The organism is Saliphagus sp. LR7 (assembly GCF_003344565.1).
GTDB lineage: Archaea > Halobacteriota > Halobacteria > Halobacteriales > Natrialbaceae > Saliphagus > Saliphagus infecundisoli.
Genome location: NZ_QPND01000002.1, coordinates 197233 through 212753 on the forward strand (window position 1 = coordinate 197233; position 15521 = coordinate 212753).

Genomic DNA, 15521 nt, shown 5'->3' on the forward strand with positions numbered 1-15521 from the left:
ATCAGCCGACCGGCGTGCCGGCGCCGCCCATGGCCCTGAACCCGCCCGTCCCCTCGTCGGTGTGGGTGACGTCCACGTCGTCCGCATTGCCCCAGTAAAACGAGGGGAGATCGGGATCGTTGGGCGCCGCGAGCGCGACCACGTTCTCCGCGAGCGTCGCCTCCGGGCGGGTCGGGTAGTAGACACCGAGCGCCTTGCGGGCCGGCAGGGCGTCGGTATACGGATCGTACTCGAGTCGGTAACAGTAGTTCCCCGACCCGGTGACGTGTTTGACACTCCCGATCCGTGCGGGGCCGTAACCCTCGAGTCGGACGATCGCCTCGGGGGTCGATTCGAGGCCGACCGGCTCCCAGTGGAGGTGACCGACGTCGAGGTGGGCGTCTCGCTGTTGGTGGATCGCGGGCGCCGCGGTTCCGCCCATCGTCAGGTGGTCGATGCGCTGGGTTCCCCCGCGGGTGAACAGGATCGTCGAGTTCTCGCCGCTCTGGTGAGCGTTCGGGTAGACGGCGACCGTCCCGAACCAGTTCGCCGGCCCGTACGACGACCGGAACTCGAAGAGGCCGTCGGCGTTTCCGGCGTCACACTCGTAGACGGTCAACAGATCGTGGCGACACTGGAACGGACCGACGCCCTCCTCGACGCGATAGACCGCGTCGGTCCATCCCCAGAGGACGAGCCGGCCGACCGAGAGGTCCTGGGTGTCGCCCTCCGCGTGGCGGATCGCGGCGCCCGACGCCGTTTCGAGGCCGGGCCCGTTGAGCACGAACCCGTCGAGGCGGACCCGTGCGACGCCGTCGGGGTCGGTAAACCGGATCCCGTCGATTCCGGGTTCGGCGATCGTGATCTCGGAGACGGTCGGACCGAAGCCGACGATCGACGTGTCGGAGGGGGGCTCGATCGTCCCGCGTTCGACCACTGCCGTCGGCGGCAGGCGGACCTCGCCGCCGCCGTTGTCCGCGAGGATCTCGAGGGCGTCCCGGACGGGTCGGTCGGTCTCGTCGGGATCGACCGCCTGTGGCCCCTCCCTCTCGGCGAGCGCGATCACGTCTCCCGCGAGGAGGGCGACGAGGACCTCATCGGAGACCACCGCCGGGGCGGGGTTCGAGCCGAACGGGAGCGACGACCGATCGAGACAGCCAGCGAGGCCCGCCGCGACGCCCGTCGCGGAGAGGTAGCGGCGCCGCGAGAGTCCCCGGGCGATATCGTCCGGCTCGTAGCGACCGTCGGAGGGGTCGGCCATCGGGAGCCGTACGGTTCGCCGCTACATGAGGGTGTCCCCGGCCGCGGGGGCTCACGTGGATCCGTCGGCGAGGAGCGCCTCGATCCCCGACTCGAGATCGACCGTCGGCTCGTAGCCTAACACGGACCGTGCCTTCGAGACGTCGGCGAGACTGTTCCGAATGTCGCCGCTTCTGGGATCGGTGTGGACGACCTCGACGCCGCCGGCGGCCTCGCCCACGACCCGGGCGAGCGTCGCGACGTCGATCGACCGGCCGGTGCCGACGTTGAACGCCTCGCCCGTGTGGGGGGTCGTCGCCGCGAGGCGGTTCGCCCGGACGATATCGGAGACGTGGACGAAGTCGCGGGTCTGGGAGCCGTCGCCCTGGACCGTGATCGGGCCGCCCTCGCGGGCCTGCGATCGGAACTTGGCGATGACGCCGCTGTAGGGGCCGCCCGACTGGCCCGGCCCGTAGATATTGAAGTACCGGAGCGCGACCGTCTCGACGCCGTAGAGATCGGCGTAGAGCCGGCAGTACTGGTCTGCACCCAGCTTCTCGAGCCCGTAGGGCGAACTCGGCCGTTTCGGGGCGTCCTCCGTGATCGGCACGGACTCGGGAGCGCCGTAGATCGCCGCGCTCGAGGCGAAGACGACCCGTGCGTCGGTCTCGCGGGCCCGTTCGAGCACCGAGAGGGTGGCGTCCACGTTCACCCCGTGGGTCTCCTCGGGGGCCTCGACGGAGCGCTCGACGCTGACGACGGCGGCCTGGTGGAAGACGCAATCGACGCCCGCCATCGCCTCGCGCAGGCGATCGGGGTCGCGGACGTCGCCCTCGACGACCTCGGCCTCCGGAGGCACCCGGTCGCGACTCCCGTTCGAGAAATCGTCGAGAACGCGGACGTCCGCCTCGCTCGCGAGATCGGAAGCGAGGTGGCCGCCGACGAACCCGCCGCCGCCGGTGATCAACACCCGCTGGCCCTCGAGACCCTCCGCCGCGTCCGCCGACCCGTCAACGGTCATACCGTCCTGTTCTCCGAACGGTCACTTAAAACGGATCCTCGTGTCCCGCGGTTCAGCCGACCGGGGTTCCGGCGCCGCCCATGGCCCTGAACCCGCCCGTCTCCTCGTCGGCGTGGGTGACGTCCACGTCACCCGTGTTGCCCCAGTAAAAGGAGGGGTGGTCGGGGTCGTTGGGTGCCGCGAGGCCGACGACGTTTGCCGCGAGCGTTGCCTCGGAGCCGACCGGGTAGTAGACCCCCAGCGCCTTCCGGGCCGGGCGAGAACCCATGTAAGGGTCGTACGCGAGTTCGTAGAGGTAGTCGGCCGTCCCGGTGACGTGTTTGACGCTCCCGATCCGTGCGGGGCCGTGGCCCTTGAGTCGGACGACCGCCTCGGGAGTCGATTCGAGGCCGACCGGTTCCCAGTGGAGATGGTCGATCTCGACGTGGGCGTCCCACTTCTGGTGGACGGCCGGCGCAGCCGTCCCGCCCATCGTCAGGTACTCAATGCGCTGGGTTCCCCCGCGAGTGAAGAAAACCGTCGAGTTCTCGCCGCTCTGGTGAGCGCTCGGGTAGACCGCGACCGTCCCGAACCAGTTCGCCGGGCCGTACCACGACCGGAACTCGAAGAGGCCGTCGGCGTTTCCGGCGTCACAGTCGTAGACGGTCAACAGATCGTGGCGACACTGGAAGGGACCGACGCCCTCCTCGACCCGGTAGACGGCGTCGTTCCAGGCCCAGAAGACGAGGCGACTGACCGAGAGGTCCTGGGTGTCGCCCTCGGCGTGGGAGATCGCCGCCCCCGAGTCGGTCTCCAACCCGGGCCCGTTGAGCGCGAAGCCGTCGAGACGGACGCGTGCGACGCCGTCGGGGTCGGCAAAGCGGATGCCGTCGATCCCGGAGTCGGCGATCGCGATCTCGGAGACGGTCGGACCGAAGCCGACGATCGCCGTGTCCGAAGGGGGTTCGATCGTCCCGCGTTCGAACACCGTCGTCGGCGGCAACCGAACCTCGCCCCCGCCGCCTTCCGCGAGGACGTCCAGTGCGTCCTGGATTGGCGTCTCCCGTCCGTCGGGATCGATACTCCGAGGTGCCTCCAGATCCGGGGCGACCGCGACCACGTTCCCGTCCACGAGGTCCGCGAAGACCCCCTCGGTGACGCCGCTGTCGGCGGCAGCGGCGCTCGTCGCGCTGGCCGGGTTGGACCCTCCGATCACTCCACCCGCCACGACGCCAGTATACGCTAGATACTGCCGCCGGGAGAGTCGAGTCGATCGTTCGTCGGACTCGTTACCGAAGGAATCGAGCATCACCACCCGTGGGAAGGGACACCACATCAAATTGACGGTGGTAACTACCGTTGCCGGCATCCACTACGCTGGGGTCGATTCCGAAGCGCCGTTCGATCCAGTCCCACGAACTGGCCGGAAATCAGCTCGGCGTCTGTCGAGTCTTCCTGTAAGCGTACAGCGGCACGACTAGCCGATGAAGCGCGTTCCGACCGTCAGTGCCTTCCCCCGGAGGGTCGGCGAGGCGAGGACCGCGAGCAGGTAGACCGCGCCGCCGACGCCGATGTGGGCGAAAAGCGCCACCGTCGTCGTCACCGGCAACAGGGTCTCGAGGCCGACGAGGACGACCGCCATCGCGACGGCCGCGCCGAGACACGCCCCGAGTTCCGGGACCGGAACGGAGAGGGTCGTCAGCCGCCCGAGCGCCCACCAGAGCACGACGGTGTTCGCGACCATCGCGATCGTCGTCGCCGCCGCGGCGCCGACGAGCCCGAAGCGGGGGACGAGCGCGACGTTCAGGGCGACGTTCAGGAGCAGCGAGCCGACGGTCGCGTAGGCGCCGACGTCGGGCCGGTCGAACGCCCGGATCGCGGCGTCGAACACGTTGTTGACCCCGGCGACTACCTTCTCGCCCATCAACACGGCGAGCGCCCCGGCGGCGATGGCGAACTCCGGGCCGAAGACGAACCCGAGGATTTCGGGAGCGAGCACGAGCGCGCCGAAAAAGGCGGGGATGACGAGAAACAGCGACGCCGTCAGGCCGTCCCGGAGCGCCCGGCGGATTCGCTCTTCCTCGCCGGCGCTCCGCCAGGCACTGAGCTGGGCGAAGAGCGTCTCCGAGACGACCCCGCCGACGAGTCCGACCATCACCGTCACGCGCCAGGCGAGTTCGTAGCCCGCGACGTGGGCCTGGCTGAGGAAGAAGCCGACGACGAGCAGGTCCATCGTGTTGTAGACGTACCCCCCAAGCGCCCAGATCCCGTTGAACTTCGCGAACGCGATCAGCGAGCGGAAGTGGTCGATCGAGGGGCGTGCGAGCCCGACCGAGATCCGCGAGACACCCACGAGACACATGACGGCGTAGCTCACGATCAGCCCGTAGATCAGCGCCTCGGCGCCGTATCCCAGTCTGACGAGCGCGACCGCCACAGTGACGTAGGTCAGCAAGCGGAGGAGATAGAGAGCGGCGGTCTCCTCGGTCCGGAGCTCACCGCGGAGGACGTGGACGGTGAGTACCGAGAACTCGTAGAGGACCGCGGCGACGACCAGGAGGGGAGCGACGTCGGCGCCGACGTAGGCCGCGATCGGCTCCCTGGCCGCGAGGACGACGGCGGCGAGCGCGCCCAGAAAGGCCAGTTTCAGGAGGAGGGCGGCCGCGAGTAACTCGGCGGCCTCCCGGCCCTCGCTGATCCGCTTCTCGACGGCGCCCCGGAGCCCGAAGTCGGCGACCGTCGCGACGGTGCTCAGGAGTGCCTCGAACAGGAAGAAGACCCCGAGCAGGGTCGCCCCGAGCGCCGACGCGAAGTAGACGGTGCTCGCGAAGGCGACGACGGCCCCGACGACCTCGACCCCGAACAGCAGTCCGCCCGCCCGCGCGACGTTGAGCCGTCGCGGGATCATCGCCCTCGAGACGGGCCTGACAGGATCGGGACCGCGACGTGTTTTTCGCATCTACAACAGCCCGACCTCCCGGTACCACGCAGCGGTGTCGGCGATCGCCGCCCGCCAGCCACGCCGGGCGACCGGCGACTGCTCGGTCAGGTCGGCTCGAAGGGTGCCGTAGTCGCTTCGCTCGGCGAACCCGCTCCCCCCGACCGGCGAGACTCCCAGCCGGTGGGCGGCGTCGATCGCCGGAACGACCCCGTACTTCGTCAGCGGGTAGGGGACGTCCACGACCCGACACGGCGTGTCGACGGCGCGAGCGACGAACCGGAGCACCTCCATGTTCGTGAGATTGGGGCCCGAGACGATCTCGCGGCGGTCGGTCCGCCCCGCGAGGGCGGCGCCGATCGTCCCGACGACGTCGCCGACGTGGACGATGTTGTACTCGTCGTAGGTGTAAAGCGGCGGGACCAGAAGGCGATTCGAGTCGGCCCGCTGAAAGAGGTCGTAGCGGGTGAGCCGGTAGTCCCGCGGGCCGAGGATGTAGGTCGGATAGAGGATCGTGTGCTCGAAGGGCCACTCGCCGTCGGCGAAGAGTCGGTCGGCACGCACCTTCGAGCGCTGGTAGACGGAGTCGAGATCCGTGGGGACCTCCGGGTGGGCGCCGATCGTGCTCGCGAAGACGACGCGCTCGACGTCGGCGTCGGCCGCAGCCTCGAGCAGGTTCTCCGTGCCCTCGACGTTGATCCGGGTCATCTCGGGGTGGGGGTAGACCGACGCCGCGAGGTGGACGACGGCGTCGATTCCCGAAAGGGCGCCCTCGAGGGAGTCGGGATCGAGGATGTCGCCGCGGACGACCTCGACGCCCTCGGGGAGCCGGCGCCGGTCGGCGCCGGGCCGGAGCAGGGCGATCGGCTCCCGGTCGCTCTCGGCGAGCCGGTGGATCAAATTGATCCCGACGAATCCCGTCGCGCCCGTGACGAGCGTTCTCATTGGCTCTCCTCCGCGAAGTCGTAGGCCGAGTCGATCGTCTCCGCGACGCGTACTCCCCGGGACACGGGTGCCTGCGTCTCGGGGTCCCCTCGAACCACGTGCTCGACGAAATCGCGGATCCGTTCGGTGTGGGCGTCGTCGTCGGTCGCGCCGTACAGCTTCGTCAGCCCGACGTCGACGAGCGGCGACTCCCCGTTCTCGAACTCGAAGGGGCGGCCGTGGACGGCGCCCTCGAGGCGCTCGCCGTCGTACTCGAGCCAGCCCTCGGTGCCGACGGCGACGTGGCGGGTATACCCTTCGGTGTGGGTCCAGCCGACCGTGATCTCGATCGGGACCTCCCCTGCGAGGAGTTCGAGGGTTGCGGTGTCCTCGACGCCCCGGCCGTGGATCTCGCGGGTTCGACACCGCTCGACGGTCGCCTCGCCGAAGAGGTCGATGTAGACGTCGAGGCTGTGGGGCAACAGGTCCCGCATGACGCCGCCGCCCGAGAGGGCGGGATCGAAGTACCACCGCTGGCCGGGCAGCGTCGAGTGGTGGCTCGTCCGGACCTCGAGTAGCTCCCCGAGCAGGTCGTTGCGGAGCATCGCCATCGCCCGCTCCGCGTTGCCGTAGTAGCGAGCGAGGTAGCCGACCTGGGTGATGATTCCGTTCTCGTCTGCCGCTCGACGGAGCTCCCGAGCACTCTCGGCGTCGATCGCGAGGGGCTTCTCACAGAAGACGTGACAGCCCGCCCGCGCGGCCAAAAGGAAGACGTCGTGGTGGGTCGCCGGCGGCGTACAGATGCTCACGACGTCGATCCGCTCGCCGTCGAGGAGTTCCTCGATCGTCGCGTAGCCCGGAACGCCGTACTGCTCGGCGAGTTCGCGCCGACGCCGGTCGTCGAGTTCTGCGATCCCGGCGACCCGGGTCGCCGGGTGCTCGTCGTACGTCGGGAGGTGGTAGTCGCTCGCCATCCAGCCACCACCGATCACCCCGACAGCAAGCTCGTCCATGCCGGCTTCTCGACCCTCCTTCGCTTAAACCCCGGCGACGCTCCTCTCCCGGTCCGGTTTTCGGCGTCGGCGAACCGGGGTCCCCGGCGTCGACATCGAGAGCCCCGGGAGAACCGGCCCGTTCGGACCGTCCTCTCCAATCTCCGCGATCGATGTCCGAGCGGGCCCGTCGTCGTCGACCGAGTGGCGTATCGTCGGTGCGACGACCGCCACTGCCTTCCCCCACCACCGATAGACCGCCCGCCAGACATCATCTATCGGTTGACGAACGGAGAAATATACCCACCGTTCGAACGGTTGTTCACCCGCGAACAGCCCGTTCGTCAGTGAACCGTTATACCGGCGCTCCTCGAACCACGCGAGCATGGCCGGAGATCGACGGGCGGACGCGATGGACCGCCTCCGGTACGCCCCGATCCTCGAGGCGTGCCGGAATGCCCCGCGGACGAGACGGGAACTCGCCGAGGCGACCGACGTCTCGCGCACGACGGTCTACCGGATGACGGTCGCTCTCGCCGACCAGGAGTACGTAGAGCGGACCGCGGACGGCTACCGGACGACCACACGGGGCGAGGCCTTCGGCCGGCTGGCGGAAACCTTTCTCGAGGGCATCGAGGCGATCGACCGCCTTGACCCGCTGTTCGAGGTCGTCTCCCACCCCGACCTGCTCGACCACGCCCACACGCTGACCGATCCGACGGTGACGACCGTCGACGCGACCGACCCCTACCGCGTCGCCGACCGCGCGATCGAACGCTTCGAGGCCGCCCACGACCCCCGCGGCGTCGTCTCGAGCGCGAGTCCGACGGGACTGCTCGAGGACGCCCGGGAGATCGTCGACACCAAAGACCGCATCGAGTGGCTGTTCGCCGAGCGCGCGCTTGCGGCCCACGACGCCGTCGGCGGCGAGGCGTTCCTCGACGCGCTCGAGGCGCCCCACCTCTCGATCGGAGTCGTCCCCGACGAGGCCGTCCCCTTTACGTTCTCGGTCGACCGCGACGACGTCTCGGTGTCGGGCCACGACCCGACCAGCGGCCTGCCGACGGTGATCGTCGAGTCCGACTCGCCGGCGGCGTGGGCGTGGCTCGACGGCCGGTTCCGATCGCTTCAGAAACGGGCGACGCCGCTGAACGCGTGGGTCGGGCGATAGCTCCGGGGTCGAGGGTCGGATCTCCTGGTGGCCCCGACGTGGTCCGGCCGGAGCGAATCGATGTCCATGTGAACTGTAGTCACAGGTTGCGTATCAGAACTATCGATCTCGAATAATCCGGCCGAACGGTGCCGAACTCCTCATGTTGGTTTTTCGTCGCGGGGTAATTCATTACCCGGGACGTCACCAGGTGATGGGTCATCGGATGCTTCGGCTTCCGCGTTGGCCACGAGTTCGTTGAACTTCTGCGAACGAGTCGCGATGAAGTCCATCGTGTCGCTGTCCGGTGTCAGCTCTCGGGATTCGACGAGGAACGTCGTAATCACGACCGTCTTGACCCAGGGGCGGAGCACGCCGAGGTAGACCGTCAGCGCAATTCCACCGACGACGACCCAGCCGAGGATCTCATACGTCGGCGAGAGGCCACCGAAGACGGCCGCCAACGGGGTCAAGCCTAACAAAACGCCGAACGCAACCGCATACATTCCGAGGACGATGATGAGCGTCGACGCTAGCACCGGCTTCCAGGTCTTGCCGTAGAGCACTACCCCGTCGCGAGCGGCCCGCCAGTTGTTCTGGTCCTCGTTGAGGAAGACGTGTGCGAGGATTGCCTCGTCGATGTAGGAAGCGGCGAGTGCGATCCCTCGGCGAAGCACCGCAAGGATGTTGCCGAGCGTCGGGACGAAACTCAGGAGATTCGACAGCGAGATCACCGTATTGTTGAACTGCCTGATGACCGATTTCACCAGCTGATCGACGACGAACAGTGCGCTCGCCCCCGCGAAGTTCTCCTTTACTTTGCTCGTCCCGAACGCGATCTGATTCGATGGGGTCTCACCCGTGTCGACGATATGGGCGATGACGGCGATGTGGCCCGCGGCAACCAGATACAGGACGTATCGCCTTGCGAGTCGCATCACACCGAGGAAGATAAGCGTCGCAATGAACAGCCCGATCCCGGCGATCGGTCCGGAGAGGGTCCCCGCGTCCAGCAGCGTAAGTACTAGCCACCCAATGACCCCGAAGTAGAGAACTGTCAGGAGACCGAACAGCCCTCCGACGGCGAGTCGTAGTGCGACGAACGGCAACGTCCGAAAGAAGACGCCGGTCGCTTTGATGAAGTGTAGTTTCATTGGTGTTCTAAGTCGTCACTCACCGTGGCGGCCCACGTCTCGCTGCGACCAAGACAGCCAGTCACATGCGCGATTCCAACAGGACCCATCTCCCGAATCCCTCTTTGCTGATCGGCTCGGGTTGTACGGTCGCTGGCCGCTCCGATCATCCTTGATGCCCAATCGGGTGTCTCCACACCAATTGGATCCGCGGTTGTTCTTTCTTCGGCCCGTTCGTCGGTCGGTTCTCCGTTGGTTTCGGTGTCTTCCGTTCTCATTGGTCCGTCTCAGTGGGTGTTATTCGCTTCCGCTATACTCGACCAGCTCCATTTCGAGAAGCGTCTCACCCGTCTCGTCGTCATAGTACGCGACGTATGCCGGAAACGCGAGCTCGGGTGCGAGACAGCTCTCGTGGACGACCGTGTCGTTGATCTCCGTTACGGCCACGTAACACTCCGTTCCGACGTAGGAGGCAGTATCCTCGACTGCGTACCGCAGGCTGCCCTCCTCAGTGCCGAAGCGCCACTCGTACCCGACGTACACGCCTTCGTTGGCCGCGACGTGGGGCGAGTGCAATCCCGAGCCGATGAAGATCGCAGCCGGAGTCGTCATCAGCTGCGAGAAGATCTCGTCCTCGGTTCCGGTCACCGTCCGGGCGAACTCTTCACCCTCTTCGTATGTCAGCTCGGTTTCGACGGTCAGACGGTCGTCACCGGCGTCTTCGACGGTCCAGAGAAAGACGCCAGCCCCGTCTTCCTCGCTCTCGACACGGTACTCGTAGTGTTCACCGGCTCCGAACTCGTACAGTCGCCACTCGTCGTCGTTGGTTTCGGGTGGATCGTCGGGAATCTCGATATCGATACCAACCCGTTCGCCGAGTTCGTCACCCGCGCGATCCGTGGCTTCGGCTTTGACCCGATCGGTAATGGCCTCCGTGCTGAGACAGCCACTCAGGCTCAGAGTAACGCACCCAACGAGAGCGCCCACGATCGATCGGCGGTGCACTCCCATCGGACGTGCTCGAGGCCCTTCGGATGTGCCACCCGAGTTGGATGGTTCAGACGCCATGGTGAACTCCCTCGTCACCGCGACTCGTAGTCGGCGAGTTCGACCTCGAGCTCGAGGTCGCCGTCCTCGGTGTAGGTCGCGACGTAGGGGGCGATCCCGCCGTCGGCGCCGCGGAGGCAGCTCTGCTGGGAGAGTTCGCCGTCGACGGTCGTCTCGACGAAGTAGCAGTCGACGCCCGCGTAGGAGCGTTCCTCGACCACTTCGGTGACCTGGGTCTGGCCGTCGACCGTGGTCTGCTTGCGGTTGCCGACCGAGGGGTCCGTAAAGCCCATCTCGAAGTAGTAGAGCAGGGAAGCGCTCTGGAGGGCGAGCACGGGCGCGTGGGCCTGGGTGAGGAACAGCTGCCCCATCACTTCGTCGGCGGGCCCGGTCGTCGTCGACTGGTACTGTTCGGTACCGAACTCGTAGTCGATGCTCGTCGTCACCTCCTCGTTGCCCGCGTCCTCGATGTCGTAGACCAGCCGGCCGGTGACCTGTTCACCCGTCTCCTCGTCCATTCCGGCGAGATCGAACGCATAGTGGCCGGGAGCGCTCAGGTTGAACCACTCGCCGTCCGCGCCGTCGCCGACCATCGAGTCGAGGCCGACGTCGCCGTCGCTATCGTCGGCGCCCGCTCCCGACGAGCCATCGCCCGCGTCGTCGCTATCCCCGGCACCGTCCGAACTGGCGCCGTCGTCCGCCGCGTCGTCGCCGCTGTTCCCGTCGCTCTCGCCGTCGTCGGCGGAGTCTGCCTCCGCGACGCCGTCGTCCTCGCCGCCGAGGTCGCCGAGCCCGCCCATCCCGGTACACCCGGCGAGGGCGACCGAGAGGACGACCGCCACCACCACGAGGGTGTGGGCAGTGAGCCGAATGTTCAAGAGGCGATCCAGTCCGGTTCGTCCGCGTGGTTCGTGCATGATGTATCGTCCGTGTCGTTTTCGGGTTCCGGTCCGTCCTCAGTCCGTCTCGAGGGCGAACGACTCGGCGACCCGCGTCGCGAGTTCGTCGAGGTCGTCCTCGTCGTTCCAGTCCACCCCGAGGACGTAGCCGGTCCCCTCCGCGAGCGCGAAGAGGTAGGTGAGCCGCCAGCGTTCGCCGTCCGAGCGGTAGGCGTACTCGACCACGCTCGCCGTTCGTCCGCCCTCAAGGGCGACGTCCCGGCGGTCGAGGGCCTCGAGGGATCCGATGTGGTCGTCGGCCTCGAGGGCGTCGAGGAAGGCCGCGACGTACGCCGTCAGCGTGCAGTCGACGCCGTCGTCGACGGTGACGGTCGCGCCGGCCGATCCCCGCGGGTCGTCGAACGACGCCCCGCCCGCCGGCTCGGCCTCGACGCGCCAGTCGGCGGGGTACACGAGCCGGTAGCCGTATTCGTCGTCGACGTAGGTCTCGACCCTTGCCGTCGGTTTCTCCCCCCGGTTCGTGGGAACCACCGCTCAGACCAGTTTGTCGGTGATCCCCGCGGCCACCGGTAGTCGGGTGGTCTCGCCCCGGTAGGCGTTGACCATGAGGTAGACCCAGAGCGCGAACCCGCCGACGATGAGCGCCAGCCAGACCAGTCCGAGGACCAGCGAGACGATGCTGCCGACGAGGAACGTGCTCGTGCTCGCGAACAGCACCGTCGAAATGACGGTCCCGACGATGCTGAGAGCGACGTACGCCAGGAAGAGCAGGCCGGTAACGACCATGCTCTGGGCGGCGTGAAACCGCACGAACCGGTTCTCCTTTTCGATCAGGAAGAAGATCAGTCCTGTGACGAACCCGAACAGATACGAGAGCGCCCCCGCGACGTTCTCGTCCAGTCCCGATCCGGTTTCGGTCGGCTCCGTTGGTTCCGCCGCAGCCTCCGCCTCGATATCCACGTCTGATGTCTTGCTTGCCATTTGTTGTCTCGGTGAGGATAGCCGTCCCGTGGCGGTTCCTCTCCTACCAGTCAACAGGGGTGATAGTCAGATATATTAATTGGGTGGGATTGTCTCACGAGGTGGGATCGTCTCGGGGGGTGAAACACCCGTCGAGGCCCGCCGCGTCTGCCACGGGAGGGGGTTCGGCTCCGGTCCCGGAGGCGGGAGGGAGTCGACCCGTATCCGAGCGGTTCCGCCCGTCTCCCGGCCGACTACCCGTACCGACAGGAATTGGTCAACTCGCCGATGTCCTCGACCCCCACCGTCACGCTGTCGCCGTCCTCCAGGAGCACGGGCGGCTCCCGGTAGACGCCGACGCCGGGGGGCGTTCCCGTAAAGAGCAGGTCCCCCGGTCGGAGGGTAAACGCCCGACTGCAGAAGGCGACGAGGTCGTCGATCCCGAAGATCAGCTGGTCGGTCGTCGATTCCTGGAGGCGCTCGCCGTTCACCTCGGTCCAGATCTCGAGGTCGTGGGGGTCCTCAATCTCGTCGGTCGTCACGAGGTCGGGGCCGATCGGCGCGAACGTATCGAGGCTCTTGCCCCGAACCCACTGGCCGTCGCCGTGCTGGAGGTCCCGCGCGGAGACGTCGTTGCCGACGGTGAAGCCGGCGACGTACTCCATGGCCTCCTCGGGATCGACCCGGCGGGCTTCCCGGCCGATGACGGCGACGAGTTCGGCCTCGTAATCGACCTTCTCGGTGAGCTCGGGGTCCCACGCGATCGAACTTTCGGGCCCCGTCACGCACGTCGGGAACTTCGAGAAGAGGACGGGTTCCTCGGGGATCGGGTTGTCGCCCTCCTCGGCGTGGTCCCGGTAGTTGAGCCCGACGCAGACGATCTTCCCGGGGTCGGTAACGGGGGCGGCCCGTTCGACCGCTTCGTGGTCGTGGAGGCCGATCCCCGTCTCGGCGGCGTACTCGACGGCCAACTCGGCCTTTCGCTGCCACTCCCAGCCGGCGAGCAGGTCAGTCGTTCCCGGGCCGATCTCGATTCCGGCGCTCTCGCTGGCTTCCGGGAGGGAAACGACGCCGTCGTCGGTCGAGACGCCACACCACGGGCGGTTCGTGTCTTCCGTTCGGTATTGTCCGAGGCGCATAGGTGGATACGTGGATGGGTGTCGTGGTAGGTACTTTGGTCCGTACTCAGAGATCGATCCCGGCTTCGTCCATCAGGCGCAGGCCCGACTCGACGAACCGGTCGAACTCCCCCTCGACTTTGGGGTTCAGGAGTTCGCCGTCGCGTTTGACCGCCTCGCCGTCGACGAGCACCGTGTCGATGTGGGAGGGATCGGCCTGGAAGACGACGGTCTGGATCGGCGAGTGGGAGGGTGCCGTCATGAAGTCGTCGGCTCTGATCGTGATGAGGTCGGCGCGTTTGCCGGGCGTGAGCGTCCCGATCTCCTCCTCTAACCCCAGGACCTTCGCGCCCTCGATCGTCGCCATCTCGAGGGTGTCCCGCGCGGTGATCCCGACCTCGGTGACCTCCTCGTGACCCTCCAGAATCGCCTGGTTCTCGAACATTCGCTGGACCTGGAGCCCGATCCGCATCTGGGAAGTCACGTCGCCGCTGACGTCCGAACAGACGTCGACGCCCCAGGCCGGCCGGCCGCCAGCTTCGAGAACCTTCCCGGTGACCGGAATGCCGTGGCCCATCTGCATCTCGACCTCGGGGGTCGAGGAGAAGGAGACTCCCTGGGAGACGGCGTGGTCTACGTCCTCCTGGGAGAAGTGGTTCCCGTGGGCGACGTTGACGTCGGAATCGAGCATGTCCTCGAGACAGCCAAAGCCCTGGTAGTCGTCGCCGTAGACCGACGAGGGCCAACACGCCGCACCCATGTGGACCGTCGCGGGGACGCCGAGGTCGCGGGCCAGTTCCAGATCGGCCCGGGCGATGTCGTCGGTACAGAAATCCGGTCCCCGGAGCCCGAGCGCCAGGCCGAGCAGGTCGTCGTCGCGGATCCGTTCCTCGTAGAGGTCACGAACGTTCTCCTCGGGCAGGCCGACGTCGCTCTCGAACCACCACTTGGCGGCGTCGTCGCCCGGCGGGCCGTAGGTGTACACCGCACGCAGTCCGGCGTCCCGGAGCGCGTCGACCGCTCTATCGCCGTGTTCGAGCGTGTTCGGGTACGACCAGTCCAGGGCCGTCGTCGTCCCCGTATGGAGCTTCTCGAAGGCGCCGAAGAGGCCGCCGAGATACATGTCCTCCGGCCGGTAGAGTCCGGTGACGTTACCGAGCATGTGCTCGAAGTACTCGCCCATGAGCGACCAGTCGCCCGCAATCCCCCGGACCTGGGTCTGTGCGAGGTGAACGTGCGAATCCACGAACCCCGGCAGGACGATCCGGCCCTCGGCGTCGATGACGTCGGCGTTGTCCGTCGAGAGCCCGCGTCCGATCTCGACGATCTCTCCCTCCTCGATCAGGACGTCCCCCTCCTCGAGTTGGCCGATCTCCGGATCGAGGGAAACGACGGTTCCGTTCTTCACGATCGTTCGTGTCATGGGCGGTACGGTAATCTGACCGCGAGGGTAAAACTTTACCGCCCGGTAAGGGACGCGATGGATCGGAACGTTCGTGTTATGTGGGTCTCTCTACGAGAGTCGGTATGAGCGACCCCGGCGAGACGGTCTCGGCGAAGGACACCGAGGACGTGATCATGGAGGCGACCTTCCGCGCGCTGAGCAAACACGGCTACACGGACCTCCGGATGCGCGACATCGGCGAGGAGATGGACCTGACCCGCCAAGTGATCCACTACCACTTCGAGGGAAAGCGCGCCCTCATGTCCTCGTTTCTCGAGTACGTCATCGACCAGTACGAGGGAAGCGTCGAGGTCGAGGAGGACGCCGACCCGAGGACGGAACTCGACGCCCGGATCGACCAGTGTCTGTTCGGCCCAGAGTTCGAGGAGTTCGGCCACTGGGACCGGATGAAGGTCTACCACGAACTCTACACCTACGCCCAGAACGACGACGACCACCGGGCGCTGTTCGACGACCACTACGACCGGATCCGCGGGAGCGTCGTCGAGGTCGTCGAGCGGGGAATCGAGGAGGGGGAGTTCCGAAACGTGGACGCCGAGTTGATGGGCCAACTCCTCACGGACGTCATCCACGCCGCCCGCGGGCGCCGGATCGCGCTGGGCCACGAGGACGCCCCCCGGGAAGCGCGGCGGGCCATCGACGAGTTCGTCCTCGACTCGCTGTCCGCCGACGACTGA

Annotated in this window: 15 protein-coding genes; 2 read left to right on the forward strand and 13 right to left on the reverse strand. The window is 67.3% G+C overall.

Annotation, left to right across the window (positions count from 1 at the left end):
• Position 1 precedes the first annotated feature (1 nt).
• The 6 genes from DVH23_RS03605 to DVH23_RS03630 form a co-directional block, all read right to left on the reverse strand.
• The gene (locus tag DVH23_RS03605; RefSeq protein WP_114576074.1) at positions 2-1240 is read right to left on the reverse strand and encodes a hypothetical protein; all 1239 of its coding nucleotides are present in this window, start codon (positions 1238-1240) and stop codon (positions 2-4) included.
• A 51-nt stretch (positions 1241-1291) separates the two neighbouring features.
• Complete coding sequence (locus DVH23_RS03610; RefSeq protein ID WP_114576075.1) at positions 1292-2239, reverse strand: NAD-dependent epimerase/dehydratase family protein; 948 nt, start codon at positions 2237-2239, stop codon at positions 1292-1294.
• A 52-nt stretch (positions 2240-2291) separates the two neighbouring features.
• Positions 2292-3527, reverse strand: a complete 1236-nt coding sequence (locus DVH23_RS03615; RefSeq protein ID WP_157972315.1) for a hypothetical protein — start codon at positions 3525-3527, stop codon at positions 2292-2294.
• 168 nt (positions 3528-3695) lie between these two features.
• Positions 3696-5126 (reverse strand): polysaccharide biosynthesis C-terminal domain-containing protein, encoded by a 1431-nt coding sequence (locus DVH23_RS03620; protein WP_114576077.1) that lies wholly within the window; start codon positions 5124-5126, stop codon positions 3696-3698.
• Positions 5127-5177: 51 nt separating this feature from the next.
• Positions 5178-6101, reverse strand: coding sequence for an NAD-dependent epimerase/dehydratase family protein (locus DVH23_RS03625; protein ID WP_114576078.1), 924 nt, complete (start codon positions 6099-6101; stop codon positions 5178-5180).
• The gene (locus DVH23_RS03630; protein ID WP_114576079.1) at positions 6098-7093 is read right to left on the reverse strand and encodes a Gfo/Idh/MocA family protein; all 996 of its coding nucleotides are present in this window, start codon (positions 7091-7093) and stop codon (positions 6098-6100) included. Before DVH23_RS03630 ends, DVH23_RS03625 begins: the two co-directional genes overlap by 4 nt.
• Before the next feature lie 364 nt (positions 7094-7457).
• On the opposite strand from DVH23_RS03630, the gene DVH23_RS03640 reads away from it, so the two are divergent.
• Entirely contained in the window at positions 7458-8243 is a 786-nt protein-coding gene (locus tag DVH23_RS03640) for a winged helix-turn-helix domain-containing protein (RefSeq protein WP_114576081.1), read from the forward strand.
• Positions 8244-8383: 140 nt separating this feature from the next.
• Here DVH23_RS03640 and DVH23_RS03645 read toward each other — a convergent pair whose 3' ends face one another.
• The 7 genes from DVH23_RS03645 to DVH23_RS03675 all read right to left on the reverse strand — a co-directional run bounded on the left by DVH23_RS03645 (position 8384) and on the right by DVH23_RS03675 (position 14802).
• Positions 8384-9376 (reverse strand): hypothetical protein, encoded by a 993-nt coding sequence (locus DVH23_RS03645; RefSeq protein ID WP_114576082.1) that lies wholly within the window; start codon positions 9374-9376, stop codon positions 8384-8386.
• 276 nt (positions 9377-9652) lie between these two features.
• Positions 9653-10366 carry a hypothetical protein gene (locus DVH23_RS03650; protein ID WP_114576083.1) on the reverse strand — a complete coding sequence of 238 codons (714 nt, stop codon included), beginning with the start codon at positions 10364-10366 and terminating at the stop codon, positions 9653-9655.
• Between the two features lie 71 nt (positions 10367-10437).
• Positions 10438-11319 (reverse strand): hypothetical protein, encoded by an 882-nt coding sequence (locus DVH23_RS03655; protein ID WP_114576084.1) that lies wholly within the window; start codon positions 11317-11319, stop codon positions 10438-10440.
• Positions 11320-11358: 39 nt separating this feature from the next.
• Complete coding sequence (locus DVH23_RS03660) at positions 11359-11832, reverse strand: hypothetical protein (RefSeq protein WP_114576085.1); 474 nt, start codon at positions 11830-11832, stop codon at positions 11359-11361.
• A 3-nt stretch (positions 11833-11835) separates the two neighbouring features.
• The gene (locus DVH23_RS03665) at positions 11836-12282 is read right to left on the reverse strand and encodes a DUF4870 domain-containing protein (protein ID WP_114576086.1); all 447 of its coding nucleotides are present in this window, start codon (positions 12280-12282) and stop codon (positions 11836-11838) included.
• A 233-nt stretch (positions 12283-12515) separates the two neighbouring features.
• A complete protein-coding gene (locus DVH23_RS03670; protein WP_114576087.1) occupies positions 12516-13400 on the reverse strand; it encodes a fumarylacetoacetate hydrolase family protein in 885 nt (294 codons plus the stop codon).
• Between the two features lie 46 nt (positions 13401-13446).
• Positions 13447-14802, reverse strand: a complete 1356-nt coding sequence (locus DVH23_RS03675) for an amidohydrolase family protein (RefSeq protein WP_114576088.1) — start codon at positions 14800-14802, stop codon at positions 13447-13449.
• Between the two features lie 104 nt (positions 14803-14906).
• Between DVH23_RS03675 and DVH23_RS03680 the strand changes: the two genes are divergently transcribed.
• The gene (locus DVH23_RS03680; RefSeq protein WP_114576089.1) at positions 14907-15521 is read left to right on the forward strand and encodes a TetR/AcrR family transcriptional regulator; all 615 of its coding nucleotides are present in this window, start codon (positions 14907-14909) and stop codon (positions 15519-15521) included.